The organism is Clostridium budayi (genome assembly GCF_055396605.1).
On the sequence record NZ_AP042456.1, the window covers coordinates 2882284 to 2907890 of the forward strand.

Below are 25607 nucleotides of genomic sequence, written 5' to 3' on the forward strand. Positions count from 1 at the left end.
AACCTTCCCTCTAAAAATTTATTAAGCTGAACAACTTTCGCAATCTCCAACAGTTAGAGATTTACTTCTTACATAATAAACTGATTTAACTCCAGATTTACATGCTTCTATATAAAGATTCATTATACTTCTCATTGTATAATTTGTTGTTATATAGAAGTTAAATGATTGACCTTGGTCAATGTGTCTTTGTCTAACACCATTCATCTTCACACACCAACTTTGATCTATATTATATGCTGAATTATAGTACCAATATGTTTCTTCTGAAAGGCCTGGAGCAGTTTTTGGAACAATACTTCCCTTTTTCTCTTCAAGCCAGAATCTTGACATAACTGGATCTACTCCTTCTGATGTTCCAGCTAAAGTTGCAGTTGAACCATTTGGAGCAACAGCTAATAAGTATCCATTTCTCATACCATATGTTCTAACTTCTTCTCTTAATTTGTTCCATCTATCTGAACTATATTCTCTAAGCTTAAAGTAATCTCCATTATCCCAGTCTGAACCTTCAAATTCAGGATATCTTCCTTTTTCTTTAGCAATTTCCATACTTGCTTTAATAGCATAGTAATTTATATTTTCATAAACTTTATCTACAAAATCAGCATGTTCGTCTGCTGTAAAATGTATTCTATTATTTGCAAGCATATGATGATATCCTGATGTTCCAAGACCTACACCTCTATACTTTTTATTAGTAACTTCTGCATATGGAACTGAATAGTAATTTAAATCAATAACATTATCCATAGCTCTTATTTGAGTTTCTACAACATATTCTATTTCTTTCTCATTTGTAACATCAACATTTCCTAGTACCACAGATGAAAGGTTACATACAACAAAATCGCCAGCTTTTGTTTTTTCAACAATTATTTTATCTCCGTTTTCATCTATTATTTCTGTATTTTGAATATCCATAGCACTCATATTTTGCATTATTTCAGTACAAAGGTTTGATGAATATATCATTCCTTTATGCTTGTTAGGATTCATCTTATTTGCTGTATCTCTATAAAATGCAAATGGAGTTCCAGTTTCAGCTGCACTCTTTATTATAAGACGTACTATATCTTTGACTTTCATTACACGTTTATCAATTCTATCGTCATTTACACAATCAAAGTATCTTTTTTCCCATTCTTCTCCATAATAATCTTCTAGTGAATAACCTTTAACCTGTTTTATTTCATGTGGACACATCATATACCAGTTACCATCAATATCTTCTTCTGCCATCTTCCAGAAAAGATCTGGATAACAAAGTCCTGGGAATACATCATGTGCCTTCTTTCTATCATCTCCATTATTAGTTCTAACTTGTAAGAACTCTGGTATATCCTTATGCCAAGCATCAAGCCATATAGCAACAGAACCATTTCTAACCCCAAGCTGGTCTACAGCTATTGCAGTATCGTTAAATAATTTAACCCAAGGTATTACTCCACCTGATGCACCTTTAAATCCTCTAATTGGTGATCCAAGCGCTCTAATTTTACCTATGTATATTCCCATTCCGCCACCAAACTTAGATACTTCTGAGAAATTATCAAGTGATTTATAAATTCCTTTTAAACTATCATTTACTGTATCAATAAAACAAGAACTTAATTGATAAAATGGCTTTCTTGCATTTGACATTGTTGGAGTAGCCATTGTTGCTTTAAGTGAACTTAAAACATCATAAAATCTCTTTGCATAATATAATCTTTTTTCTTTTTTCTCAGGTATTGCAAGATGCATTGCTATTCCCATAAACATTTGTTGTGGTAATTCTAATACTTCTCTATTAAAATTTTCTACTAAATATCTTTCACCTAATAGTTTTATTCCGCTATATGTGAATAAGAAGTCTCTCTCTGGCTTTATCTCTTTTTCAAGCTCTTCTATATCTTCCTTTGAGTAATTTTCTAAAATATATTTTCCGTACAAATTCTTATCTACAAGATCTTTTACAAAACCATAAAGATTTTTGTATAAATCTACATCATTAGATAATCCTCTATTTTTTCTTACTTTATCATATAGCTTATGAACATATAGCTTTGCCGCTCCCTTTTGCCAATCTGGTTCCATGTCCGTTGTAAGCTCTAATGATACTTGTATTAATGATTCTCTAATCTCTTCATATTTCATTCCAGGTCTTATAATTAAATCTAATTTTTCTTTTAATACTTCTATGTCATATGTTCCGAATTCATCATCTATTGCTGATAATGCTAATTCTAAAAGCGATTGTATTTCTTTCACCCAAGTTCCCTCCAAAGCAATATATAGTATATTTATATTGTGTTTTTCCCAAAACAACACAATATATTGACTTATTTATTATAGTTTTTAAATTTTGCTATGTAAAATTATCTAAAGCTTACTATAGTATTATTATCCTCTTTTTTATTTAATAAGCTTTAAATATCTCTACTTTTTAATAATGTTTATCCTTTGACAAATCAAACTATTCAATATTAAATATCCATAGTTTTTTTAATAAAAGACCCCCATATAAGTAAACCCTTACTTATATGGAGGTCTAATTCTTTATACTATTTTAAATTACTTTCCCATTCTGGTTCCTTAAAACCAACTAAAACTTTATCTTCTCCTATTATTAATGGTCTTTTAACCATCATTCCATCAGATGCAAGTATATCTAAAAGTTCATCTTCTGATAAAGTTTTTATTTTATCTTTCATTCCTTGTTCTCTATAAAGAACACCGCTAGTGTTGAAGAATTTTTTTATTTCTAGTCCACTCTTATCTAACCAAAGTTTTAATTCTTCTTTAGTTGGATTATCAAGTTTTATATCTCTATCAATAAAATCAACACCATTTTGTTCTAACCATTTCTTTGCTCTTTTACAAGTTGTGCATTTTGGATATTCTACAAATAAGTAACTCATATATATTCTCTCCTTTTATTAAAAAGATTATCGTCTAATATTTATTATTAATTATATCATACCCAAATTATTTTTAAACACTTTCTTTTTCTTCAACTGAATCTGATGTTTTAAAAGGAAGGAATACATAAATTTTAAATAAATCTCCTTCTCTTTTAATTCTTGTTGTACCTTCATGAAGTTCAACAATACTCTTAGTAATTGCAAGACCAAGCCCTGAGCCTTCAACAGCTGATGTTCTAGACTTATCCCCTCTTGCAAATCTTTCAAACATTTCAGCTTCATTAAATTCCATTTCATAGTTTGCAACATTTTTAAATGATATTAATACTCCGTCTTCTTCTTTTATAATGTTAGCATAAACTCTAGTGTTTTCTAATGAATACTTAAGAGCATTAATTACTATATTTTCTATAACTCTAGAAATCATTATTCCGTCTAACTCCATAATGATTTCATCTTCATCACAATCAACTTTGAATTCTATTCCTTTATCTTCATAAAGGGATGAGAATTCTCCAATAACTTGATATATAAGTGATACAACATCTATACTCTCTTTATTTAATTGAAGTTTTCCTGAGTTTATCTTTGATACTTCAAATAAATCTTCAATAAGTGATTTTAATTTATTAGACTTTCTTTCTAGTATCTTTAGATAATCTTTTCTTTCCTCTTCTGAAATTCTATCATCTTGAAGTATATTTACATAATTTATTATTGATGTTAATGGAGTTTTTAAATCATGAGATACATTAGATATAAGTTCTGTTTTTAATTTTTCATTTTGAAGTGCTTCATCTACAGCAATATTATATCCTTCTTTCATTTTATTTATATTTTGAATAAGTTCTCTAATCTCAACTCCACCAATTTCTTTTATTGTATGTTCAAAATTTCCATCATTTATTATTTTAAGATCATCTTTTACCATTCCAATTTCTATATTTCTCTTTATAGAATACATTATCCCTATCATAGGAAGAATGATTATAAGGAAACTTCCCTTAAATGGATATTGTCTAAAGAAATTAGCTACTATATTATTTTGAGTTCCACCTATTGCTAATAAATATAAGTAAACTATATAAAATATAGTTCCTGCAATTATTGATATTACCATAGTCCTTCTTGGACCTCTATATTTAAAAGCATGCTTAAATATATATATTATATCTTTTATTATATTACCTCTAATAACTACCTTTCCTTTTTTACTAAAGAATACGTATATTATTTTAAATAATAAGAATAGTCCAATTACTAAAAGTATACAAAACATAGTTAGTTCTTCTATTGCTCTTGTAACTTCGGGTTGATACGTACTTTGAGGTGTATAATATATTTCTTCAAAGTCTTTTAAGACTTTATTTGAATATTCTATATCCCCATCCTCCACTAATTTATTATAAATATTTACGTTATTGCAACTATAAGTTATTATATGTTCACCTTTAAACTTTTCTTCTATTACTTTATATAAATTTTCTCCTTGTATTTTCTTAACACCTTGGAAAAAAGGATCATTTGTAAATATTTCATCAGTAAATTTATTTCTTATAATAAAATAAATATTTTCTGGTAATTTTCTATTTTGATCATTTATCTTTTTTGAATAAAAGCTATTATCATATATGTTATTTCTAATTCCGTCTTTCTCTCTATCTGTAGCATATAAAAGCTTATTTAAACTATTAGTCCGGTCATAAATATCTGTACTTAATATTTTTCCTTCATTTTTAAGTGAGTTTTTATAAAATGATTGTCTATTAAAAACAGCCTGTATAACACCTGTTCCATCCTGTGAACTAGTGCTTTTAAAGTAGTTAATAGAAACATCTGCACATATTATTGAAACAACAATTACTATGATTATTTCAAGTAACCATAAATTGTTAAAGTATGTTCTTAACTTACTTTTCAATCTTATATCCAATTCCCCATACCACCTTTATATATTCAGGCTCCTTAGTATTAATTTCTATCTTTTCTCTTATTCTTCTTATATGAACAGTAACTGTATTCTCACTCTTATAAAAAGGTTCTTCCCAAACTTTTTCGTATATTTCCTTTATTGAAAATACTCTTCCAAGGTTTGATGCTAGAAGTACTAATATTTTATATTCTGTTGCTGTAACTTTAATCTCTTCATCTCTTACAGTAACTCTCTTTGCCACTGTATCTATTTCTAAATCTTTCACCTTTATAAAATCTTTGTTTTCCATAGATAATGGATTTTCATATCTTCTAAGTTGTGATTTTACTCTTGCAACAAGTTCTAAATGGTTAAATGGTTTTGTTATATAATCATCTGCACCAACATTTAGTCCTAATATTTTATCTGAATCTTCTCCTTTAGCGGATAGCATTATTATTGGAATATTATTTGTCTCCCTTATCTTTAAACATGTCTTTATTCCATCCATCTTTGGCATCATTATATCTAAAACTATTAAATGAATATTCTTTTCTTCTAATATTTCTAACGCTTCAAGACCATTACTAGCATTAAAAACTTTTAGATTTTCTCCTCTTAGATAAATGTTTATGGCATCTCTTATTTCTTTTTCGTCATCTACAACTAAAACGTTAAACATATGTTAGACACTCCTTCCTATAAATATCTTATCGTAAATTTTATCAAAATAACACTTACCTTTGTTACGAAATTCTTAAAACTGCTATTTATTTTCCATATGTATTTCCGTGTTATTATTATAATTTATCTCTTCCTTTTTATTATCCATATAATTCTTTATTAATACCCCAATACTAATAATAATTAATATATATAATATTATTTTTTTCACCCTTAAACTACCTGGTAAATTAATTTTAAACATACATAATACCTCTTAAAAATTTAATTTCCTCTATATTATCCTTCAATATTAAAATAATGTCTATAAATCCTTTTTGTCTATTATAGCTATTTAAACCTTTTTAAAGATATTAATTATATTAATGGCTTAATTAAATCTCATCCCTTTTATTACTCATTTTCTCCTTATATTTCTAGTATTTAGCTGTTAACTTTATTTAGTATTTTATATATAATGGACTGGTTATTACATAAATTTATAATTTTCTATAGGAGAACAATATGAATAATCTACTCAAAAGTAAAACCTTCATTCTAGATGTAATTCTAATATTTTTAGGATGCATTATTGCTTCACTTGGAGTTAATCTATTTTTAACTCATGCTAAATTACTAAGTGGTGGAGCTACTGGTATAGCACTTATATTTCAATACATTTTAGCTGTACCTGCTGGTATTGTTGTATTTATAATCAACTTACCACTATTTTTCTTAAGTTATAAAAAACTTAGTAAATCATTCACTTTATATTCTGCAATTGGAATGTTATCACTTTCAATAGCACTTATTATAACCAAGCCTCTTGCATCATTTGTTAAAGTTGATGATATGTTGTTATACTGCATATATGGTGGTGTCCTTTGTGGAATTGGATACGGTATAGTATTTTTAAGAAATGGTTCAACTGGTGGAACTGATATTATTACAATGCTAATTAGACAAAAGTATTCAAACTTTGAAATCGGTAAACTTGGATTTATAATAAACTGCATAATAGTTATTGTTGGTGCCATAATATTTGGTATTCCAAGAGCACTTTATACTTTATTATCAATCTTTATTCAAGGTGCTGTTTTAGACAGAGTTTTAAGAGGTCTTAATAGTAAAAAGCTAATGCTTATAATAACAAAAGAAAGTCAAAACATTATTGATTTTGTAATTGAAGATATGAATAGAGGTGTTACTTCAATACCTATTGAAGGTGAATACACTCATATGAAAAAGAAAATGCTTTATTGCATCGTTACTACTAGCGAAATGCTTGTTTTAAAGAATAAAGTTTACGACATTGACCCTAAAGCATTTATTACTATAATGGATACATCTGAAGTTAAAGGTAAAGGCTTTAAAAGTATATAATATAAAAAAGCTATCTATATTAGATAGCTTTTTCTTATACAGTTTTTAAGTAATTTTCTTTTCCTATTTCATAAAGATTATTCCCTAAGCTATCTATTATAACAACTAAAGGTAAATCTTTAACTTCTAATTTTCTGATAGCTTCAGATCCTAAGTCCTCATAAGCAATAACTTCTGATTTAACAATGCTTTTTCCAATAAGTGCAGCTGCACCACCAATTGCTCCAAAATAAATAGCTTTATTTTTCTTAATACTTTCTATAACCTCTTCATTTCTAAGACCTTTTCCTATCATCCCTTTAAGTCCTAAATCTAAAAGTTTTGGAGCGTAAGCATCCATTCTATAACTTGTTGTTGGTCCAGCAGATCCAATAACCATACCAGGCTTTGGTGGAGTTGGTCCAACATAATATATAGTCTCTCCTTCTAAATCAAACGGAAGTTCTTCTCCATTTTCTATAAGTTCTATAAGTCTTTTATGGGCTGCATCTCTAGCTGTATATATTGTCCCTGTTAAAAGAATAGAATCTCCACATTTTAATTCACTAATTTCTAAATCATTTAAAGGTGTTATAACTCTTTTTACCATAGCTTCTTCCCCCTTATATAACTCTCTCTTTATGTCTTGTAACATGACAACTTATATTAACAGCAACAGGCATTCCTGCAATATGAGTTGGATAAGTTTCAATATTTATCCCCAAAGCTGTTGTTAAACCACCAAATCCCTGTGGACCAATTCCTAAACTGTTGATATCTTTTAGAAGTTCTTCTTCAAGCTTTGCATAATCCTCATTTTTATTTCTCTCATTAATAGGTCTTAAAAGAGCCTTTTTAGCTAATAAAGCTACTTTATCAAAGGTACCTCCAATACCTACTCCAACAACCATTGGCGGGCATGGATTAGGTCCTGCTTCTTCAACTGTCTTTAATATAAATTTCTTAACACCTTCTATTCCATCAGATGGCTTAAGCATTGCTATTTTACTCATATTTTCAGAACCAAACCCTTTTGGTGAAACTGTAATTTTAACTTTATCCCCATCAACTATATTGTAATAAATTATAGCTGGCGTATTATCATTTGTATTAACCCTATTTAAAACCGGATCTTTAACTACTGATTTTCTTAAATACCCATCTTTATAGCCTCTTCTAACACCCTCATTTATAGCCTCTTCTAAATTCCCATCAACAAAATGCACATCTTGTCCAACATCTAAGAAAATACATGCCATACCAGTATCCTGACAAATAGGCATATCTTCCTTTTTAGCTATATCATCATTTTCAATTATCTTCGATAATACTTCTTTAGCTATTTCAAATTTTTCTTTATTATTAGAATTTATAAGCTCTTCTTTAATATCATCACTAATGTAATAATTAGCCTCTATACATAACTCTTTTACTATATCCCTAATAGTATTAACACTAACCTCTCTCATAAAGTAAATCCTCTCCCTTCCCTTATAGTTTATTTCTTATCCATAAAATTTTCAATATATTACTTTTATTTCAAGAAACACTCTTTTTCTATTTATTAATACAAAAAGAGTTGTTTTATAAAACAACTCTTTCAATTTCCTAGGAAATATAACAAATTACTTTAATATTGGTTCTTTTTCTGTCTTTCCTTCAAAATATTTATCTATTCCATTGCCGATTGCTGTAACAATTAATTTTTGATATTCTTCATCTTGTAACTTCTTTTCATCATCATAATTAGATAAGAATCCACACTCTACAATTACACAACCACCATCGTATCCATCTCTAAGTATCTTATAAGCCTTCTTAGCATCTTTTGCTACCCTTTTATTGCTTGGCTGAACTTCTTCTACTACAGAGGATTGTATGCTCTCTGCAAGTGCCTTACTTTTTTCATTACTTGCATACCATACTTGAGTTCCTTTGCAAGATTGTTTTTGGAACATATTTTGATGGATAGAAATAAATACATCACATTCATTTTCTTTTTTCATTTCACATCTCTTAGTAAGATCTTCTACTTTCTTATTAGATAACGCAATATCTTCATCTCTAGTCATATAAACCTTATAACCTTTTTCTTTTAAAACATCTCTTAGCTTTAAGCTTATTCCTAAATTTATATCTTTTTCTACTGTTCCGTTTTTTGATTTTGCTCCTCCATCATATCCACCATGACCTGGATCTATTAATACTTTATACTCTCTATTATTTTCAGCTGCATAAGCTACATAATTTCCTAAAAATAAGAATACACTTGCTAATAATATAGTCTTTAATATTTTCATATATGCTATCCTCCTAAAATAAGTACTAAAACTATTATGTGATTATGCACTCTATTTATTCTTGTAAATATGTACTAGAAAATATAAGGAAGCTAATAAAAAAAGAGAATTACTCTTTAGTAATTCTCTTTAACTATTATTATATTGAATTATTTTCTATAACGCTTTGTGCTATATTTTTAGAGTGGTCACCTATTCTTTCAAAGTTTGAAACCATATCTAAGAATATTGCTCCAGCATATGCATTACATTTTCCATCATATAATCTCTTAATATGTTTTTCTCTATATTCTTTTTGTGAAGTGTTTATTCTTTCTTCAACACTATTTATGCTACTTGCTTTTGCTACATCTCTATTTTCATAACTATCGATTGCAACTTGAAGAGCTGTAAGTGTGTAGTTATATATTTGATGTAAATCTTCTATTGCATCTTTACTATATTTTAGTTCCCTATTTGCTCTTTGAACTGCAAGATCTGCAATATTTTCAGCATGATCTCCTATTCTTTCTATATCATTAACTATGTGGAATGTTGATGCAACTATTCCTTTTTCTTTATCTGATAAATCACACTTTGATAGTTTAACTAAGTAATTAGTTATTGATTCTTCTAAAACATTTATTATTTGTTCATTACTATATACATCTTTAACTAACTCTTCATTACTTTCATCAAATGCTTTCATTGATAATTCAAGATTGTTCTTAGCTTTATTAGCCATTCTAATAGTCTCTTTTATAACTTGTCCAGCCGCTATTACTGGAGTTTCAAGTAATCTATCATCTATATACTTAGGTCCAACTTTTTCAATTTCATCTTCACCAGGTATTATTTTATTAACTATTAATATTAGATACTTTCTAAGTGGTAACATAACTGCTGTATTTGCTATGTTAAACACAGTATGTGAATTTGCAATTTGTCTTTCAACATCTCCAGGACTCATAACAGTTACTAATTCTCCTAATACATTTATAAGTGGTAAGAATATAATCGTACCTCCTACATTAAATATAAGGTGTAAAAGAGCTGCCTTATGAGCTGTTTTATTTGTTCCAACAGTTGAAAGAATTGCTGTAATACATGTCCCAATATTACATCCAAATAATATAGGTAATGCACCTTGAATATTTATTGCTCCTGTTGTTGCAAGAACTATTAATATTGCAGTTGTTGCTGATGAACTTTGAAGAATTGCTGTAATTGCAGCTCCTGCTATAACTCCTATTGCAATATTGTCACTAATCGCTACAACTAATTCTCTAAACATTGCTGTTTCTGCAAGAGGTTTCATTGCACCACTCATCATGCTCATTCCAGTAAATAATATACCAAAACCTAATATTATGTTTCCTATTTCTCTTCTCTTCTTTGCTTTAGCAAGCATAACTATTACAGTTCCTACAAAAACACATATAGGCGCTATTCCATCAAACTTAAAAGCAACTAATTGAGCTGTAATTGTAGTACCTATGTTAGCACCCATTATTACTCCTGCTGCTTGAGCTAAATTCATAAGTCCTGCATTAACAAAACCAACAACCATTACAGTAGTAGCACTACTACTTTGTATTACAGCTGTAACTATAGCACCAACTATAACTGCTATTATTGGATTTGATGTTACTTTTTCAAGGACCTTTTTTAATCCTTCTCCAGCTGCATTTTCAAGTCCATCTCCCATTAATTTCATTCCATAAAGGAAAAGTCCTAGACCACCCATTAAACTTATAATCGTCATCATTATAGAATTCAAAGTTGTTTCCTCCATATCATCTTATATTTGTATAAATTAATTAAATCCAAAAATTCATCTTTGTAAGGTAAGTGTACATTATTTCTTTACATTTGTTAATATTATTTTCATTTATTTAACCTAAATTTAATATAACATACCTTTTTATGGAAAACATCTATTGTAAATGCTATTTATTTCGACTAATTTCATCATTTTCCAGTAATATTAGTTATGTATTTTTTTATATAGCATACAAAAAAACTATTTTTTTATTCTTTATATAATAAATTTTTAAATAAAAAGAAGCGTAACACTTTAATTGATACACTTCTTCTATTCTGTAATAAAAAAAAAGAGAAGAGTAATAACTCTTCCCTTTATCCGTACTCCAAATACTATCTCTTTGAGAATTGTGGAGCTCTTCTTGCTTTCTTAAGACCGTATTTCTTTCTTTCAACCATTCTTGGGTCTCTAGTTAAGAATCCAGCTTTCTTTAATTCTGGCTTTAAAGCTTCGTCTGATTTAACTAATGCTCTTGAGATACCGTGTCTGATTGCTCCAGCTTGACCTGTGAATCCTCCACCGTGAACATTAACTAATACGTCGAACTTATCCTTAGTTCCTGTTAAAACTAAAGGTTGGTTTACGATAACTCTTAAAGTTTCTAAACCAAAGAAGTTTTCGATTTCTCTTTTATTTATAACTACTTTACCATTTCCTGGTACTAGTCTTACTCTTGCAACTGATTTCTTTCTTCTACCAGTTCCCATGTATTGAACTTTTGCCATTTTAAATCCTCCTCCCGAGTTTCGGTTATTAGTACTTTAATTCAAGTACTTCTGGTTTTTGAGCTTCGTGGTTGTGCTCTGAACCTCTAACTACGTTTAATTTCTTTAACATTTTTCTTCCTAAAACTCCGCTTGGAAGCATTCTTCTAACTGCTTCTTCAAAAGCAAATTCAGGTTTCTTTTCTAACACTTCTCTGTATGGGATTTCTTTTAATCCACCTACGTATAAGCTGTGCTTTCTCATCATTTTTTGATCTAACTTCTTACCAGTTAAAACAACTTTTTCAGCATTGATTACGATAACGAAATCTCCGCAGTCAACATTTGGTGTAAATGTTGGCTTATTTTTTCCTCTTAATATTGAAGCAACTTGGCTAGCTACTCTTCCTAGTGGCTTACCAGCAGCATCAACAACATACCATTTTCTTTCAACTTCTTGTGCTTTCGCAATGTATGATTTCATGTCTTTTCCCTCCTTGAACTTTCAGTACGCAATACTCTTTATATTGCTTTTATGTCAAGATCCTGGGCTAAAGGATCTTCCGTACATAAATATTCTAACAAACATATATCATTATAATACACGCTTACGGGCGTGTCAACAAATTTTACATATTTTTTTATATTAATAATAAACTTTTTCTAATACTAATCCATTAGGTGGTGCACAATGACCTGATTCTTCCCTATTCCCAGTATTTATAGCACTTAGAACCTCCTCAGGCTTCTTCTTACCTAGTCCAACCTCTACTAATGTCCCTACTATTATTCTTACCATATTATACAAAAAACCATCAGCTGTAACAAAAATTTTTATAAATTCTTTATCTTTCTCTATATGTAAATCACTTATTGTTCTAACTGTAGTTTTAACTGAGCTCCCATTAGTTTTAAAAGCACTAAAATCATGTTTCCCAATAAAATATTTACATGTCTCTTCCATAAGCTTTATATCTAATGATTCTACAACATGATAAACATAATTTTTTAAAAGAGCCACTTTTTCTCTTCTATTAATTAATGTATAGCAATATGTTTTTCCTTTGCTATTATATCTTGAATGAAACTCTAATGGCACTTCTTCAGATTTAATAATAGCAATATCGTCTGGAAGTTTAGTATTTATAGCCTCTCTAAACCTTTCAGGAGGTACTCTGCTTTCTGTAATGAAGTTTGCTATCATTCCCTTTGCATGAACCCCTGAATCTGTTCTAGAGCTTCCTGTTATAGATACTTCTTCTTTAACAATCTTTCCTATAGCTTTTTCTATGCTTTCTTGAATTGTTTTTCCTTGCTTTTGCTTTTGCCAACCATTATAGTTTGTTCCATCATATTCAATAGTTAATTTTATATTTTTCATATTAACTGTGTCCAACTCCTAAAGAACTCTAATAATTATACTTGCTACAAATAATATACCAAATATACACCATGCAATAATATCATTCTTAGTAAAGACTAATTGCTTCATTCTAGTTCTTCCAGCTCCACCTCTATAGCATCTAGCTTCCATAGCCATAGCAAGTTCATCTGCTCTTCTAAATGAACTAATAAATAATGGTACTAAAAGTGGTACTAAGCTTTTTGCCTTTTGAATAATTCCACCTGATTCAAAATCTGCTCCTCTAGCTTTTTGAGCTTTCATAATCTTATCTGTTTCATCCATTAATGTTGGAATGAATCTTAAAGCTATTGTCATCATCATTGCAAGTTCATGTGCTAATTCCTTACCTATAGGTCTTAAAAGTCTTTCTATACCGTCTGTAAGTTCTATAGGTGATGTTGTTAATGTAAGTAATGATGTACCTGCAACTAAGAATATTAGTCTTAATGCCATAAATATTGCAGTCCTAATACCTTCAACATATATCTTCAAAAATCCAAAATGGAATAATAATGTGCTTGGTGTTCCTTTTATCATAAAAATATTTAAAATTGAAGTAAATACTACCAAAATTATAATAGGCTTTAATCCTTTTAAAATAAATCTTGGTGGTACTTTAGAATTAATAATAACTGCTGCAAGAAACGCAACAACTAAAATATATCCAGCAAACTTATCTATTAAAAACAAAGAAACAATAAATAATAAAGATATTAAAATCTTTGTTCTAGGATCTAGCTTGTGAGTAAATGTGTTTCCTGGTATATATTGTCCAATAGTTATATCTTTTATCACCTATTTATCCTCCCCATGCTCTTCCTTTTTTCCAAATAGCTTCATTAATTCTTTTTTGCATTGCTCTATTGTATAAACTTCATCACTTACCTTATATCCTCTTTCTCTAAGCTTCATCATAAGATAAGTAACTTGAGGCACCCCAAGACCTATTTCTTCTAATTCTTTTACATGTTTAAATACCTCTGCTGGTGTTCCTTCTAGGGCAACTTTACCCTTATTCATAACAATTACTCTCTGAGCAATTTTTGCAACATCCTCCATGCTATGACTTACTAATATAATTGTCATATTATACTTTGAATGAAGTAATTGAATTTGTTCTAATATATCATCCCTACCCTTTGGATCTAATCCGGCTGTTGGTTCATCTAATATAAGTGTTTTTGGTTCCATAGCAATAACTCCAGCTATAGCCACTCTTCTTTTTTGACCTCCACTTAAATCAAAAGGAGATTTATCCTTATACACTTCATAATCTAAACCAACCATCTCCATTGACTTTCTAACACGCTTATCAATCTCTTCTTCATCTAATCCTAGATTAGTAGGTCCATATGCTATATCTTTAGCAATAGTTTCTTCAAAAAGTTGATATTCTGGATACTGGAATACAAGTCCTACTTTCTTTCTAACGTCTGAAAGTTTAACTCCTTTTTGAGTTATATCTTCCCCATCGACTATTATTTTTCCTGAAGTAGCTTCTAAAAGTCCATTCATGTGTTGTATAAGAGTTGATTTACCTGATCCTGTGTGTCCTATTAAAGCAATAAATTCTCCATCCTTTATGTCTAAGTTAACATTATCTAATGCTTTCTTTTCAAAAGGTCCATTAGCCATATATACATGTGTTAAATTTTCTATTTTAATTGACATAACGCATCCACCATCTCATCTACATTTATTATTTTACTATCTAAATCTATACCTTCTTTTCTAAGCTCATAACTAAGTTCTGTTACTTGTGGTACATCAAGTCCTATCTTTTTCATAAGCTCAACTTGAGAAAATACATCTTTAGGATTACCTTCAAGAATTAACTTTCCTTCATCCATTACAACAATTCTATCTGCTTGTGCAGCTTCATCCATATAATGAGTAATAAGAACTATAGTAATTCCATATTCTTTATTTATTTCTTTAATATTTCTTAGTACTTCTTTTCTACCTGATGGATCTAGCATTGCTGTAGGTTCATCAAAAATTATGCATTCAGGTTGCATTGCAAGTATACCAGCTATAGCAACTCTTTGCTTTTGACCACCTGATAAAAGGTGTGGAGCATGTCTTTTATACTCGCTCATGCCTACTTTTTCTAAACTTTCGTCAACACGTTTTCTAATTTCCTTAGGATCAACACCTAAGTTTTCTGGTCCAAAAGCAACATCTTCTTCTACTATAGTTGCAACCATTTGATTATCTGGATTTTGAAATACCATGCCGGCTTTTGATCTTACATCCCAAACATTATCTTTATCTTTAGTATTTAATCCATCAACATACACATAACCGTCACTTGGTATAAGTAATGCATTCATATGCTTTGCTAAAGTTGACTTTCCTGATCCATTATGACCTAATACAACTAGAAATTCACCTTTATTAACAGTTAAATCAACACCATTTATAGCATATTTCTCAATACCATCTTCATGTAATGTGTACTTAAAAACTAGATTCTCACATTTAATCATTTCTTGACTCATTTGGTCCTCCATAATTTATACTTATTTACTACCATTATTTATTGTATATTGATACCCAAAATAATAATTTCTATACAAATGTAGCATGTTACTGTATATACACTTTATCATTATTATTATATACCATAAATTACAACTTTCAACTCTAATATTAAATTTGCATTATTACAGTTCTATAGAAATTATTTGAATATAACAAAATAGGGATTAAGATTGCTCTTAATCCCTATGAATAATTATACTAATTCAAGTATAACCATTTCAGCTCCGTCTCCTCTTCTAGGACCTTTTTTATACATTCTTGTATATCCACCGTTTCTTTCAGTGTATTGTGGAGCTATATTTTCAAATAAGTGTTTAACTACTGCTTCTTCTTGAACAAATGATAAAACTTGTCTTCTAGCGTGAAGATCACCTCTTTTTGCAAGAGTAATCATTTTTTCAGCTATACTTCTAGTTTCTTTTGCTCTAGTTTCAGTTGTTTCGATTTTACCATGCTTTAAGAAACTAGTTACTAAATTTCTTAGCATAGCTCTTCTTTGGTCAGTAGGAAGACCTAACTTACGATAACCTGCCATGGATTTACCTCCTTACTCGTCGCTTAATTTTAAGCTTAAGCCTAATTCTTTAAGCTTCTTTTCAACTTCTTCTAAGGATTTCTTTCCTAGATTTCTTACTTTCATCATATCATCCATTGATCTGTTAGCAAGCTCTTGAACTGTATTTATTCCAGCTCTCTTTAAACAGTTATATGATCTAACTGATAAGTCTAGCTCTTCTACAGTCATTTCTAGTACTTTTTCCTTTTTATCTTCTTCTTTTTCAATCATTATTTCAACATCATTAGTTTCATCTGTTAATGACATAAATAGTTTGAAATGTTCTATTAAGATCTTTGATGAAAGACTTATAGCTTCATCAATTTTAATAGTACCATTAGTCCAAATTTCAAGTGTTAACTTATCGTAGTCAGTAATTTGACCAACTCTAGTATTTTCTACTTTAAAGTTAACTCTCTTAACTGGTGTATATATTGAATCAACAGCGATTGCTGATATTGGTAGATCTTCACTCTTATTCTTGTTTTGAGTAACGTATCCTCTACCTCTATTAACAGTTAACTCCATATAAAGTCTTCCGTCATTGTCTAAAGTTGCAATATGTAAATCCTTATTTACAACTTCAACATCTCCATCAGTCTTTATATCTGCTGCTGTAACAACACCAGGTCCTTTTGCATCTATATATATAGTTTTAGGACCTTCACCATTCATTTTTAAAGCTAAAGCTTTAATGTTAAGAATTATTTCTGTAACATCTTCTTTAACTCCTTGGATTGTAGAAAACTTATGAAGTACACCATCAATTTTAACTGAAGTAGTTGCAACTCCTGGTAATGATGATAATAGTATTCTTCTTAGGGCATTTCCTAAAGTTATACCGTATCCTCTTTCTAATGGCTCTACAACGTACTTACCATAAGTACCGTCTTCATTTGCCTCTACACATTCAATTATTGGCTTTTCGATTTCTAACATACGAACCCTCCTTATTATTAAAATGGCAACCTTATTTTGAGGGCAACTGATTCTATATTTGTACTAACAAATATTACAATTATTTGCTATATAACTCAACGATAAGAGTTTCATTAACTGGTACGTCAATGTCTTCTCTAGCTGGCATAGCAACTACTTTGCCTTCGTAGTTTTCAACGTTAGCTTCTAACCATTTTGGTAAAGTCTTTGGATTTTCAACGAAAGTCTTGAACTTTTCGCTTCCTCTGCTCTTCTCAGCAACAGTTATTACATCGTTAACTGATACTTGATATGAAGGAATGTCAACTCTCTTACCATTTACTAAGAAATGTCCGTGGTTAACTAATTGTCTTGCTTCGTTTCTTGAAGCACCGTATCCTAATCTATATGCAACGTTATCTAATCTTAATTCTAATAACATTAATAAGTTTTCACCAGTGATACCCTTCATGTGTTCAGCCTTTTCATAGTATGATCTGAATTGACCTTCTAACACTCCGTATATTCTTCTAGCTTTTTGCTTTTCTCTAAGTTGTACACCATAGTTTGATAATTTCTTTCTTGCTGCTCCGTGTTGTCCTGGTGCGTAACTTCTTCTTGCGAAAGCACATTTATCTGTATAACATCTATCCCCTTTAAGGAATAATTTCATACCTTCTCTTCTACATAATCTACATGTAGCTCCAGTATATCTTGCCATTAATTACACCTCCTATATGAATCTACTAGACTCTTCTTCTTTTTGGTGGTCTACATCCATTGTGTGGGATTGGAGTAACATCTTTGATTAGAGTTACTTCTAATCCAGCTGCTTGTAGAGATCTGATTGCTGCTTCTCTACCTGATCCTGGTCCCTTTACATATACTTCAATGCTCTTTAAACCATGTTCCATTGCTGCTTTAGCTGCAGTTTCTGCTGCCATTTGAGCTGCAAATGGTGTGCTCTTTCTTGATCCTCTGAAACCTAGAGCTCCAGCACTTGACCATGATAACGCATTTCCTTGTGCGTCTGTTAAAGTAACTATTGAGTTATTGAAAGTTGATTTGATGTGTGCAGCACCATGTTCAACATTTTTTCTATCTTTTTTTCTTCTAGTCTTTTTAACCTTTGCCATTGCCTTCCCTCCTAACTACTTCTTCTTGTTTGCGATAGTCTTTTTAGGACCTTTTCTTGTTCTCGCATTAGTCTTAGTTTTTTGTCCTCTTAATGGAAGACCTTTTCTATGTCTAATTCCTCTGTAGCATCCGATTTCTACTAATCTCTTAATATTTAAAGCTACTTCTCTTCTTAAGTCACCTTCGATTGTAAGGTCCTTAATGTAAGTTCTTAATGAATTTACTTCTTCTTCAGTAAGATCCTTAACTCTTGTATCAGGATTAATTCCTGTAGCTTTTAATATCTCATGTGAAGTAGGTAATCCTATTCCGTATATATAAGTTAAACCTATTTCAATTCTTTTTTCTCTTGGTAGGTCAATACCTGCTATTCTTGCCATTAAAATTTACACCTCCTGGTAATTGAAATGCCTAAAAGTTATTATTTTTATTTTAAAAATAATATTATATATATAATAAAATTTTAGGTCAATAGAGAATTTAAATTCTCTATCATCAGCCGCTCCTAAAATCTAATTATTAAATTAATTAAATGCCTATATAATGATAGGCGACTTTGACAAAAAAGTCAATAAAATTTAAATACCTAATTTGTATTTTTTGTCTAATATTTATTTATATTAGCCTTGTTTTTGCTTGTGCTTTGGATTTTCACAGATTACCATTACTCTTCCTTTTCTTCTTATTACTTTGCACTTTTCGCAAATAGGCTTAACTGATGGTCTTACTTTCATCGCTAACCCTCCTTGTAATATTTGATAGATTTCTCTATCCTATTTTGCTCTCCAAGTAATTCTACCTCTTGTTAAATCATATGGAGAAAGTTCAACTGTAACTTTATCTCCTGGTAGAATTCTGATGAAGTTCATTCTTAATTTTCCTGATATATGTGCTAGAATTGTATGCCCACTTTCAAGTTCAACTTGGAAGTTAGCATTTGGTAAAGATTCTAAAACTACACCTTGCATTTCTATAACATCATCTTTTGACATAAGGTAATCAACCCTCCTTAACAATGTATCTTAATTTTAAAAATCTCTTAATTTTTAAGTCTGTATCTTTTCTGTCGCTGATTATGGCTGATTTGATATCGGCATCTATATCTTCTAAGAAAGTCAAATGTTTAATTTTCTTTTTCTTAGGTGTCTTAACCTTTTTAGTATCACCATTTGTAAGCAATACATACTGATCATCGACTACTTGTGTAATCACATATAAATTTCCTTTATCTCTACCAGCTAAAGAAAGAACAACTTTCCCAATCAAGTCATTGTTTTGCAAATTTTTCACCTCGATGATTACCTTAGTAATAAATAAGCCAAGTATTACTATACTACGCAAATTTAAAACTAAGCAACACTTTCTATTTAATCAGTGTTAATACCTCGGGACCATCTGGTAAAATTGCAACTGTATTTTCGTAATGTGCTGATAGGCTTCCATCACTTGTTACAACTGTCCAATCATTTCTCAATGTTCTTACTTTAAAAGTTCCTGCGTTAACCATTGGTTCTATAGCTAGAACCATGCCTTTAGTAAGTACTGGACCTCTACCTGGTCTACCGAAGTTAGGTACTTCAGGATCCTCATGTAGATCTCTGCCTATCCCGTGTCCTACAAAATCTCTAACAACGGAAAATCCATTTACTTCTATATGATCTTGTATGGCATGTGATATATCTGTTAATCTATTCCCAATTTGAGCGAATTTTATTCCCTCAAAGAAAGATTGTTCAGTAACTTTTATAAGTTTTGATGCATCTTCACTTACATTTCCTACTGGAAAAGTTCTAGCTGCATCCCCATGAAATCCATCTAAACATGCTCCACAGTCAATACTGACAATATCACCATCTTTTAAGATGTATCCACCTGGTATTCCATGTACAACTTCATTATTAACAGATATACAAAGTGTAGCTGGAAAACCATATAATCCTTTAAAGGAAGGTTTAGCTCCTTGCTCAGTTATAAACTGCTCTGCAACTCTATCTAATTCTTTTGTACTAATACCTGGTTTTATTTCATGTTCTAATAGTAGTAATGTTTCAGCTACTATTTTTCCTGCTTTTCTCATTAGATCAAGCTCTAAATCATTTTTTATAAAAATCATTATTTTTTGCTTCCTAAGATATCGCAGATACTTTCAAATACTTCGTTAATAGCTTTAGTACCATCAACTGTTGAAAGTAAATTTTTATTTCTATAAAAATCAATTAGTGGTTGTGTTTGTTTTTCATAAACGTCAAGTCTTTCTTTAACTGTTTCTTCAGTGTCGTCTTTTCTTTGAACAACATCGCTTCCACAAAGATCACATTTACCATCAACCGCTGGTGGGTTAAATTTAACATGATAACTTGCTCCGCATGAAGGACAAACTCTTCTACCAGTCATTCTTTCAAGTATAAATGAACTTGGAACTTCTATACATAAAGCTGTATCTAAGCTTTCATTTCTACCTTCTAAAAATTCTTGTAATGCTTCCGCTTGAGCAACTGTTCTTGGGAATCCATCTAAAAGATATCCATTTTTACAATCGTCTTGCGCAAGTCTATCTTTAACCATATCTATGGTAACTTGGTCTGGAACTAATTGTCCGTTATCCATATATCTTTTTGCTTCAATTCCTAATGGAGTATTTTCTGAAATATTCTTTCTGAAAATATCTCCTGTAGAAATGTGTGGAATTGAATATCTATTACTAATTGATTTTGCCTGTGTTCCTTTTCCTGCTCCAGGAGGACCTAGTAAAATAATCTTCACGGGCATCATCTCCATTATCTAATCTTATTTAAGAAATCCTTTGTAGTGTCTCATTATCATTTGTGATTCTAGCTTTCTTGTGAAATCTAGAGCAACACTCACTACAATAAGAAGTGCTGTTCCCCCAAATTGTATTTCCTTGAATGAAGTATAGTTTGTTACTATTATTGGTGTAACAGCTAATAGTGCTGCAAATATTCCTCCTATGAAAGATATTCTATTAAGAATACTTTCAAAGTATTGTGTAGTTGGCTCACCTGGTCTTATACCTGGTATAAATCCAGCAGATTTATGCAGATTCTCTGACATTTCATCTGGCTTGAATGTTACTTGTGTATAGAACCAATTGAAGAATATTGTTAATAGCGCATAAACAACTGGATACATCCAAGTCTTGCTATTAAAAATACTCGCTGGGCTACTAGTAACCCAAACTGCCCACTCCTTGTCTGGGAAGAAACCAGCTATTGTTGGTAAGAATTGCATTACTGACATAGAGAATATTATCGCTATAACAGCAGATCCTACTATGCTTAATGGGATATGAGTGGATTGACCTTTCATCATCTTATTACCAACTGCTTTTCCTGCATATTGAACAGGAATTCTTCTTTCAGCAAGTGAGAAATAAATTACTCCTGCAAGTACTGCTAATGCAAATACTAGGAATAAAGCAATCTCAACAACATTTATATCTAATGACATAACTGAAGCAATTGTCATTGGTAATCTTGAAACTATATTTACAAAGATTAAGATTGATACACCGTTTCCGAAACCTTTAACAGTGATCTGATCTCCTAACCACATACAGAATGTGGATCCAACAACTAATGCCAGTATGACAACCATCATTTGTGCAGTCTTCATACTTCCAGTTGCTCCCGTTTGAGCTATTGTCGCATACATACCAAATGCAAGAATTACAGCAATTACAATTGATACATACCTAGTGGCATTTTGTATCTTCTTCCTACCTTCTTCACCTTCTTTTGAAAGTTGCTCTAAAGACGGTATTGCTATTGTTAATAGCTGTATAATAATTGATGCATTAATGTACGGCATTACACCAAGAGCAAAAATACTAAATCTACTTAAGGCTCCACCTGATATTAAATCATAGAAACCCATTAAATTTCCAGATTGAGTATACTGTCTAAGAAAATCAGTGCTAATCCCAGGAACAGGAATATGACTTCCCATCCTAAAGATTGCAACTAAAAATATTGTCCAGTAAAATCTCTTTCTCAATTCTGGAACCTTCCAGGCATTACGTAGGGTTGATAGCATTCTTATTTCACCTCAACTTTTCCTCCAGCTGCTTCGATTTTCTCTATTGCAGATTTTGAGAACTTACATCCTGTTACAGTTAAGTTCTTTTCTAAGTTTCCGTTTCCAAGAATCTTAACTCCGTCCATAACTTTTGAAATAACTCTTCTTTCTAAAAGTAATTCTGGAGTAACTTCTGTTCCATTTTCAAAAATGTTTAATCTATCTACATTTATGCTAACGATCTTTTTAGCGAAGATATTAGTGAATCCTCTCTTAGGAAGTCTTCTGTATAATGGCATTTGACCACCTTCGAATCCTGGTCTAACTCCACCACCTGATCTAGCGTTTTGTCCTTTTTCACCTTTACCAGCGTTTCTTCCTAAACCTGAACCAGTTCCTCTACCAACTCTCTTAGGAGCTTTTCTGCTTCCAGCTGCTGGCTTTAATTCATGAAGTTTCATAACTCAGTGCACCTCCTCTTATATTTCTTCTACTTTTAGTAAGTAATCAATCTTGTTTACCATACCGTTTATTTGAGGAGTTCCCTCATGTTCTACTGTCTTACCGATCTTCTTAAGTCCAAGGGCATTTGCAGTAGCGATATGGTCTTTCTTTCTACCAATTAAGCTCTTTACTAGTGTAATTCTTAACTTAGCCATGCAATTTCCCTCCTAACCTAATATTTCCTCAACAGATTTTCCTCTTAATTTAGCTATTTGTTCAGCTGTTCTTAAGTTAGCTAATCCGTTGATTGTAGCTTTTACCATGTTGTTTGGATTGTTTGAACCTAATGATTTAGCTCTAACGTCCTTGATTCCTGCTAATTCAAGTACTATTCTAGCTGGACCTCCAGCGATAACTCCTGTACCTTCTTTAGCTGGCATTATTAGAACATCACTTGTTCCGAATTTACCATGGATTTCGTGTGGTATTGTAGTGCTAACTGTTGAAATTTCTACTAAATTCTTCTTAGCATCTTCAATTCCTTTTTTTATTGCTTCAGGTATTTCGATAGATTTTCCCATTCCTACTCCAACGTGTCCGTTTTCGTCTCCGACAACAACTAGAGCTGCGAATCTGAAGTTTCTACCACCTTTAACAACCTTAGTAACTCTGTTTATGTTAACAACCTTTTCTTTAAGGTCTAGTGTACTAGGATCGATTCTCATTTATTTCCCTCCTCGTTTCTTAGAATTTTAAGCCTGCTTCTCTAGCACCTTCAGCTAATGATTTAATTCTTCCGTGGTATATGAATCCACCTCTATCGAAAACAACTTCTGTTATTCCCTTATCAATAGCCTTCTTAGCAACTAATCCGCCTACTAATTTAGCGCCTTCTTTGTTCCCACCTTTAGCTGAGAAATCTTTTTCTAAGCTTGAAGCAGCAACTAAAGTTACAGCATTTATATCATCAATGATTTGTGCATAGATATTCTTTTCACTTCTGTATATTGAAAGTCTTGGTCTTTCAGGAGTACCGAAAACTTTCTTACGTACTCTAAGGTGACGTCTCTTTCTGCTTGCTTTTCTGTCTGCCTTCTTAAACATAAAGCTCACTCCTTTCTTTTATTACTTACCAGTTTTACCTTCTTTACGTCTGATCACTTCGTCTTCGTATCTTATACCTTTACCCTTATATGGTTCTGGTTTTCTCCATGATCTGATCTTAGCAGCTGCTTCTCCAACTTTTTGCTTGTTGATTCCTTTAACAACTACTTTAGTAGCTTCAGGTATTTCAAATTCAACACCTTCTATTGCTTCTATTTCAACTGGATGTGAATATCCAAGATTCATTACAAGTTTATTTCCTTGCTTTTGAGCTCTATAACCAACACCGTTTAATATTAATGTCTTTTGGAATCCTTTTTCAACTCCAACAACCATGTTGTTTATAAGTGCTCTTGTTAATCCGTGAAGAGCTCTATGCTCTTTAACGTCACTTGGTCTAGTTACAACTACTTCGTTGTTTTCAACCGCGATATTCATGTCTTTATGCATAGCTTCTACTAGCTCACCCTTAGGTCCTTTTACAGTAACAACATTTTCTGGTGTTACTGTAACAGTTACGCCAGCAGGTATAGCTATTGGTAATCTACCTACTCTTGACATAATTGCACCTCCTGTATTTTATACATACATATATTCGAATGTTTTAGTTATTTACTTTTTAATACTGACTACCAAACGTAGCAAAGAACTTCTCCACCAACGCCGTTCTTTCTAGCTTCTCTATCAACCATTATTCCCTTTGAAGTTGAAATAATAGCTATTCCTAAACCATTAAGAACTCTTGGAGTTTCGTCTTTCTTGCAGTATACTCTTAATCCTGGCTTTGATATTCTCTTTAATCCAGTGATTACTCTTTCATTATCAGCTCCATATTTAAGAGCTATTCTTAACATTGGAACTACTCCATCATTGTATTCATCAATTTCCTTGATGTATCCTTCTTGTAATAATATATTTGCAACGGCCTTCTTTACGTTAGAAGAAGGTACCTCTACTACTTCATGTTTAACAGCATTTGCATTTCTTATACGTGTTAGCAAATCTGCTATAGGATCTGTCATAACCATTTAATGTGCCTCCTTTCGCTATATCTCCGGTATTACCAGCTTGCTTTTTTACAACCAGGGATTTGGCCTTTATACGCAAGTTCTCTGAAACAGATACGGCATATACCGAATTTCTTTAATACAGAATGTGGTCTTCCACATATTCTACATCTAGTATAAGCTCTAGTCTTATACTTAGGAGTTTTACTCCACTTTTCTATCATCGCTTTACGTGCCATGTATTATCCCTCCTTATTATTGAGCAAATGGCATTCCAAGGAATCTTAATAATTCTCTTGCTTCTTCGTCAGTGTTAGCTGTTGTTACGAAGATTATATCCATTCCTCTTACTTTATCGATCTTATCGTACTCAATTTCTGGGAATATTAATTGTTCTTTAATTCCTAATGAGTAATTTCCTCTACCGTCAAATGACTTAGCTGAAATTCCTCTAAAGTCTCTAACTCTTGGTAAAGCAATTGACATTAACTTATCAGCAAATTCATACATCTTTGCTTTTCTTAATGTAACTTTACATCCTAATGCCATGTTTTCTCTTATCTTGAAGTTAGCAACTGATTTCTTAGCTCTTGTTAATATTGGCTTTTGACCACTTATTAGAGTTAAATCGCTAACTGCTGATTCTAAAACCTTTTGATTTTCTTTAGCTTCACCAACACCCATGTTGATTACTATTTTTTCAAGTCTTGGGACTTGCATTACATTTTTATATCCGAACTTTTCCATCATAGCTGGAATTATCTCTTTTTCATACTTATCTTGAAGTCTTGTCATATTGTTAACCT

35 protein-coding genes are annotated in these 25607 nt (G+C 31.1%); 1 reads left to right on the forward strand and 34 read right to left on the reverse strand.

The features are described from left to right. Positions 1-21: 21 nt before the first annotated feature. From ACZ5TJ_RS13920 to ACZ5TJ_RS13940, 5 genes are all read right to left on the reverse strand, one after another. Positions 22-2244, reverse strand: coding sequence for a ribonucleoside-diphosphate reductase subunit alpha (locus ACZ5TJ_RS13920; RefSeq protein ID WP_464202341.1), 2223 nt, complete (start codon positions 2242-2244; stop codon positions 22-24). A gap of 302 nt (positions 2245-2546) precedes the next feature. Continuing rightward, positions 2547-2903: an arsenate reductase family protein gene (locus ACZ5TJ_RS13925; RefSeq protein ID WP_054199717.1), complete on the reverse strand. Its 357-nt coding sequence runs from the start codon at positions 2901-2903 to the stop codon at positions 2547-2549. A gap of 73 nt (positions 2904-2976) precedes the next feature. Then, positions 2977-4839 (reverse strand): sensor histidine kinase, encoded by a 1863-nt coding sequence (locus ACZ5TJ_RS13930; protein ID WP_464200464.1) that lies wholly within the window; start codon positions 4837-4839, stop codon positions 2977-2979. Next, entirely contained in the window at positions 4817-5500 is a 684-nt protein-coding gene (locus ACZ5TJ_RS13935; protein WP_039312918.1) for a response regulator transcription factor, read from the reverse strand. The genes ACZ5TJ_RS13930 and ACZ5TJ_RS13935 overlap by 23 nt, the downstream gene beginning before the upstream one ends. Positions 5501-5584: 84 nt before the next feature. Next, entirely contained in the window at positions 5585-5746 is a 162-nt protein-coding gene (locus ACZ5TJ_RS13940) for a hypothetical protein (RefSeq protein WP_155499166.1), read from the reverse strand. 260 nt (positions 5747-6006) lie between these two features. Between ACZ5TJ_RS13940 and ACZ5TJ_RS13945 the strand changes: the two genes are divergently transcribed. Beyond that, complete coding sequence (locus tag ACZ5TJ_RS13945) at positions 6007-6864, forward strand: YitT family protein (RefSeq protein ID WP_464200465.1); 858 nt, start codon at positions 6007-6009, stop codon at positions 6862-6864. Positions 6865-6898: 34 nt separating this feature from the next. Here ACZ5TJ_RS13945 and ACZ5TJ_RS13950 read toward each other — a convergent pair whose 3' ends face one another. The 29 genes from ACZ5TJ_RS13950 to rplE form a co-directional block, all read right to left on the reverse strand. Next, positions 6899-7453: a Fe-S-containing hydro-lyase gene (locus tag ACZ5TJ_RS13950; protein ID WP_464200467.1), complete on the reverse strand. Its 555-nt coding sequence runs from the start codon at positions 7451-7453 to the stop codon at positions 6899-6901. 13 nt (positions 7454-7466) lie between these two features. Beyond that, positions 7467-8312, reverse strand: a complete 846-nt coding sequence (locus tag ACZ5TJ_RS13955; RefSeq protein WP_464200469.1) for a fumarate hydratase — start codon at positions 8310-8312, stop codon at positions 7467-7469. Between the two features lie 156 nt (positions 8313-8468). Then, a complete protein-coding gene (locus ACZ5TJ_RS13960) occupies positions 8469-9143 on the reverse strand; it encodes an N-acetylmuramoyl-L-alanine amidase (RefSeq protein WP_464200470.1) in 675 nt (224 codons plus the stop codon). Positions 9144-9282: 139 nt separating this feature from the next. Further along, on the reverse strand, positions 9283-10887 hold the full coding sequence (locus tag ACZ5TJ_RS13965) for a Na/Pi cotransporter family protein (protein ID WP_464202343.1): 1605 nt from the start codon (positions 10885-10887) through the stop codon (positions 9283-9285). A gap of 392 nt (positions 10888-11279) precedes the next feature. Beyond that, on the reverse strand, positions 11280-11672 hold the full coding sequence (gene rpsI, locus ACZ5TJ_RS13970) for a 30S ribosomal protein S9 (protein ID WP_039312905.1): 393 nt from the start codon (positions 11670-11672) through the stop codon (positions 11280-11282). A gap of 28 nt (positions 11673-11700) precedes the next feature. Next, a complete protein-coding gene (rplM, locus tag ACZ5TJ_RS13975) occupies positions 11701-12135 on the reverse strand; it encodes a 50S ribosomal protein L13 (RefSeq protein WP_055208351.1) in 435 nt (144 codons plus the stop codon). Positions 12136-12297: 162 nt separating this feature from the next. Next, a complete protein-coding gene (gene truA, locus ACZ5TJ_RS13980) occupies positions 12298-13032 on the reverse strand; it encodes a tRNA pseudouridine(38-40) synthase TruA (protein WP_464200471.1) in 735 nt (244 codons plus the stop codon). Between the two features lie 18 nt (positions 13033-13050). Next, positions 13051-13851, reverse strand: a complete 801-nt coding sequence (locus ACZ5TJ_RS13985; protein WP_055208347.1) for an energy-coupling factor transporter transmembrane component T family protein — start codon at positions 13849-13851, stop codon at positions 13051-13053. Beyond that, positions 13852-14727, reverse strand: coding sequence for an energy-coupling factor transporter ATPase (locus ACZ5TJ_RS13990; RefSeq protein WP_039312891.1), 876 nt, complete (start codon positions 14725-14727; stop codon positions 13852-13854). Then, the gene (locus ACZ5TJ_RS13995) at positions 14712-15557 is read right to left on the reverse strand and encodes an energy-coupling factor transporter ATPase (RefSeq protein ID WP_464200473.1); all 846 of its coding nucleotides are present in this window, start codon (positions 15555-15557) and stop codon (positions 14712-14714) included. Before ACZ5TJ_RS13995 ends, ACZ5TJ_RS13990 begins: the two co-directional genes overlap by 16 nt. A gap of 236 nt (positions 15558-15793) precedes the next feature. Next, a complete protein-coding gene (gene rplQ, locus ACZ5TJ_RS14000) occupies positions 15794-16135 on the reverse strand; it encodes a 50S ribosomal protein L17 (protein WP_039312885.1) in 342 nt (113 codons plus the stop codon). A 12-nt stretch (positions 16136-16147) separates the two neighbouring features. Further along, on the reverse strand, positions 16148-17095 hold the full coding sequence (locus tag ACZ5TJ_RS14005; RefSeq protein ID WP_464200474.1) for a DNA-directed RNA polymerase subunit alpha: 948 nt from the start codon (positions 17093-17095) through the stop codon (positions 16148-16150). A gap of 79 nt (positions 17096-17174) precedes the next feature. Next, on the reverse strand, positions 17175-17795 hold the full coding sequence (rpsD, locus tag ACZ5TJ_RS14010) for a 30S ribosomal protein S4 (RefSeq protein WP_039312880.1): 621 nt from the start codon (positions 17793-17795) through the stop codon (positions 17175-17177). 25 nt (positions 17796-17820) lie between these two features. Further along, positions 17821-18210, reverse strand: coding sequence for a 30S ribosomal protein S11 (gene rpsK, locus ACZ5TJ_RS14015; protein WP_039312877.1), 390 nt, complete (start codon positions 18208-18210; stop codon positions 17821-17823). Between the two features lie 15 nt (positions 18211-18225). Beyond that, entirely contained in the window at positions 18226-18591 is a 366-nt protein-coding gene (gene rpsM, locus ACZ5TJ_RS14020) for a 30S ribosomal protein S13 (protein WP_039312874.1), read from the reverse strand. A 240-nt stretch (positions 18592-18831) separates the two neighbouring features. Further along, positions 18832-18945, reverse strand: coding sequence for a 50S ribosomal protein L36 (rpmJ, locus tag ACZ5TJ_RS14025; protein WP_039312872.1), 114 nt, complete (start codon positions 18943-18945; stop codon positions 18832-18834). Positions 18946-18984: 39 nt separating this feature from the next. Next, positions 18985-19203 carry a translation initiation factor IF-1 gene (infA, locus tag ACZ5TJ_RS14030; RefSeq protein WP_039312869.1) on the reverse strand — a complete coding sequence of 73 codons (219 nt, stop codon included), beginning with the start codon at positions 19201-19203 and terminating at the stop codon, positions 18985-18987. 7 nt (positions 19204-19210) lie between these two features. Next, positions 19211-19492: a KOW domain-containing RNA-binding protein gene (locus ACZ5TJ_RS14035; protein WP_464200475.1), complete on the reverse strand. Its 282-nt coding sequence runs from the start codon at positions 19490-19492 to the stop codon at positions 19211-19213. Positions 19493-19574: 82 nt separating this feature from the next. Then, entirely contained in the window at positions 19575-20324 is a 750-nt protein-coding gene (gene map, locus ACZ5TJ_RS14040; protein WP_464200476.1) for a type I methionyl aminopeptidase, read from the reverse strand. After that, complete coding sequence (locus tag ACZ5TJ_RS14045; protein ID WP_464200477.1) at positions 20324-20974, reverse strand: adenylate kinase; 651 nt, start codon at positions 20972-20974, stop codon at positions 20324-20326. The genes map and ACZ5TJ_RS14045 overlap by 1 nt, the downstream gene beginning before the upstream one ends. A 24-nt stretch (positions 20975-20998) precedes the next feature. Further along, positions 20999-22264, reverse strand: coding sequence for a preprotein translocase subunit SecY (gene secY / locus ACZ5TJ_RS14050; protein WP_464200478.1), 1266 nt, complete (start codon positions 22262-22264; stop codon positions 20999-21001). Positions 22265-22266: 2 nt separating this feature from the next. Next, positions 22267-22707 (reverse strand): 50S ribosomal protein L15, encoded by a 441-nt coding sequence (gene rplO, locus ACZ5TJ_RS14055; protein WP_039312856.1) that lies wholly within the window; start codon positions 22705-22707, stop codon positions 22267-22269. Between the two features lie 18 nt (positions 22708-22725). Beyond that, entirely contained in the window at positions 22726-22905 is a 180-nt protein-coding gene (gene rpmD / locus ACZ5TJ_RS14060; RefSeq protein ID WP_039312853.1) for a 50S ribosomal protein L30, read from the reverse strand. A gap of 12 nt (positions 22906-22917) precedes the next feature. Then, positions 22918-23415, reverse strand: a complete 498-nt coding sequence (gene rpsE, locus ACZ5TJ_RS14065; protein WP_039312850.1) for a 30S ribosomal protein S5 — start codon at positions 23413-23415, stop codon at positions 22918-22920. A gap of 19 nt (positions 23416-23434) precedes the next feature. Next, entirely contained in the window at positions 23435-23794 is a 360-nt protein-coding gene (gene rplR / locus ACZ5TJ_RS14070) for a 50S ribosomal protein L18 (RefSeq protein ID WP_039312847.1), read from the reverse strand. Positions 23795-23815: 21 nt separating this feature from the next. Next, positions 23816-24355, reverse strand: a complete 540-nt coding sequence (rplF, locus tag ACZ5TJ_RS14075; protein WP_464200481.1) for a 50S ribosomal protein L6 — start codon at positions 24353-24355, stop codon at positions 23816-23818. A 68-nt stretch (positions 24356-24423) separates the two neighbouring features. Further along, positions 24424-24822, reverse strand: a complete 399-nt coding sequence (gene rpsH / locus ACZ5TJ_RS14080; RefSeq protein WP_039312841.1) for a 30S ribosomal protein S8 — start codon at positions 24820-24822, stop codon at positions 24424-24426. A 32-nt stretch (positions 24823-24854) separates the two neighbouring features. Continuing rightward, positions 24855-25040 carry a type Z 30S ribosomal protein S14 gene (locus ACZ5TJ_RS14085; RefSeq protein ID WP_039312839.1) on the reverse strand — a complete coding sequence of 62 codons (186 nt, stop codon included), beginning with the start codon at positions 25038-25040 and terminating at the stop codon, positions 24855-24857. 16 nt (positions 25041-25056) lie between these two features. Beyond that, entirely contained in the window at positions 25057-25596 is a 540-nt protein-coding gene (rplE, locus tag ACZ5TJ_RS14090; protein WP_039312835.1) for a 50S ribosomal protein L5, read from the reverse strand. Between the last annotated feature and the right edge of the window lie 11 nt (positions 25597-25607).

What these genes read in the sequence shown, in the direction of transcription:
- ACZ5TJ_RS13925 (WP_054199717.1), bottom strand. Translation starts at nt 2,903, where the DNA reads ATGAGTTACTTATTTGTAGAATATCCAAAATGCACAACTTGTAAAAGA.
- ACZ5TJ_RS13935 (WP_039312918.1), bottom strand. Translation starts at nt 5,500, where the DNA reads ATGTTTAACGTTTTAGTTGTAGATGACGAAAAAGAAATAAGAGATGCC.
- ACZ5TJ_RS13940 (WP_155499166.1), bottom strand. Translation starts at nt 5,746, where the DNA reads ATGTTTAAAATTAATTTACCAGGTAGTTTAAGGGTGAAAAAAATAATA.
- ACZ5TJ_RS13945 (WP_464200465.1), top strand. Translation starts at nt 6,007, where the DNA reads ATGAATAATCTACTCAAAAGTAAAACCTTCATTCTAGATGTAATTCTA.
- ACZ5TJ_RS13950 (WP_464200467.1), bottom strand. Translation starts at nt 7,453, where the DNA reads ATGGTAAAAAGAGTTATAACACCTTTAAATGATTTAGAAATTAGTGAA.
- ACZ5TJ_RS13955 (WP_464200469.1), bottom strand. Translation starts at nt 8,312, where the DNA reads ATGAGAGAGGTTAGTGTTAATACTATTAGGGATATAGTAAAAGAGTTA.
- ACZ5TJ_RS13960 (WP_464200470.1), bottom strand. Translation starts at nt 9,143, where the DNA reads ATGAAAATATTAAAGACTATATTATTAGCAAGTGTATTCTTATTTTTA.
- ACZ5TJ_RS13965 (WP_464202343.1), bottom strand. Translation starts at nt 10,887, where the DNA reads ATGACGATTATAAGTTTAATGGGTGGTCTAGGACTTTTCCTTTATGGA.
- rpsI (WP_039312905.1), bottom strand. Translation starts at nt 11,672, where the DNA reads ATGGCAAAAGTTCAATACATGGGAACTGGTAGAAGAAAGAAATCAGTT.
- rplM (WP_055208351.1), bottom strand. Translation starts at nt 12,135, where the DNA reads ATGAAATCATACATTGCGAAAGCACAAGAAGTTGAAAGAAAATGGTAT.
- truA (WP_464200471.1), bottom strand. Translation starts at nt 13,032, where the DNA reads ATGAAAAATATAAAATTAACTATTGAATATGATGGAACAAACTATAAT.
- ACZ5TJ_RS13990 (WP_039312891.1), bottom strand. Translation starts at nt 14,727, where the DNA reads ATGTCAATTAAAATAGAAAATTTAACACATGTATATATGGCTAATGGA.
- ACZ5TJ_RS13995 (WP_464200473.1), bottom strand. Translation starts at nt 15,557, where the DNA reads ATGAGTCAAGAAATGATTAAATGTGAGAATCTAGTTTTTAAGTACACA.
- rplQ (WP_039312885.1), bottom strand. Translation starts at nt 16,135, where the DNA reads ATGGCAGGTTATCGTAAGTTAGGTCTTCCTACTGACCAAAGAAGAGCT.
- ACZ5TJ_RS14005 (WP_464200474.1), bottom strand. Translation starts at nt 17,095, where the DNA reads ATGTTAGAAATCGAAAAGCCAATAATTGAATGTGTAGAGGCAAATGAA.
- rpsD (WP_039312880.1), bottom strand. Translation starts at nt 17,795, where the DNA reads ATGGCAAGATATACTGGAGCTACATGTAGATTATGTAGAAGAGAAGGT.
- rpsK (WP_039312877.1), bottom strand. Translation starts at nt 18,210, where the DNA reads ATGGCAAAGGTTAAAAAGACTAGAAGAAAAAAAGATAGAAAAAATGTT.
- rpsM (WP_039312874.1), bottom strand. Translation starts at nt 18,591, where the DNA reads ATGGCAAGAATAGCAGGTATTGACCTACCAAGAGAAAAAAGAATTGAA.
- rpmJ (WP_039312872.1), bottom strand. Translation starts at nt 18,945, where the DNA reads ATGAAAGTAAGACCATCAGTTAAGCCTATTTGCGAAAAGTGCAAAGTA.
- infA (WP_039312869.1), bottom strand. Translation starts at nt 19,203, where the DNA reads ATGTCAAAAGATGATGTTATAGAAATGCAAGGTGTAGTTTTAGAATCT.
- map (WP_464200476.1), bottom strand. Translation starts at nt 20,324, where the DNA reads ATGATTTTTATAAAAAATGATTTAGAGCTTGATCTAATGAGAAAAGCA.
- secY (WP_464200478.1), bottom strand. Translation starts at nt 22,264, where the DNA reads ATGCTATCAACCCTACGTAATGCCTGGAAGGTTCCAGAATTGAGAAAG.
- rplO (WP_039312856.1), bottom strand. Translation starts at nt 22,707, where the DNA reads ATGAAACTTCATGAATTAAAGCCAGCAGCTGGAAGCAGAAAAGCTCCT.
- rpmD (WP_039312853.1), bottom strand. Translation starts at nt 22,905, where the DNA reads ATGGCTAAGTTAAGAATTACACTAGTAAAGAGCTTAATTGGTAGAAAG.
- rpsE (WP_039312850.1), bottom strand. Translation starts at nt 23,415, where the DNA reads ATGAGAATCGATCCTAGTACACTAGACCTTAAAGAAAAGGTTGTTAAC.
- rplR (WP_039312847.1), bottom strand. Translation starts at nt 23,794, where the DNA reads ATGTTTAAGAAGGCAGACAGAAAAGCAAGCAGAAAGAGACGTCACCTT.
- rplF (WP_464200481.1), bottom strand. Translation starts at nt 24,355, where the DNA reads ATGTCAAGAGTAGGTAGATTACCAATAGCTATACCTGCTGGCGTAACT.
- rpsH (WP_039312841.1), bottom strand. Translation starts at nt 24,822, where the DNA reads ATGGTTATGACAGATCCTATAGCAGATTTGCTAACACGTATAAGAAAT.
- ACZ5TJ_RS14085 (WP_039312839.1), bottom strand. Translation starts at nt 25,040, where the DNA reads ATGGCACGTAAAGCGATGATAGAAAAGTGGAGTAAAACTCCTAAGTAT.
- rplE (WP_039312835.1), bottom strand. Translation starts at nt 25,596, where the DNA reads ATGACAAGACTTCAAGATAAGTATGAAAAAGAGATAATTCCAGCTATG.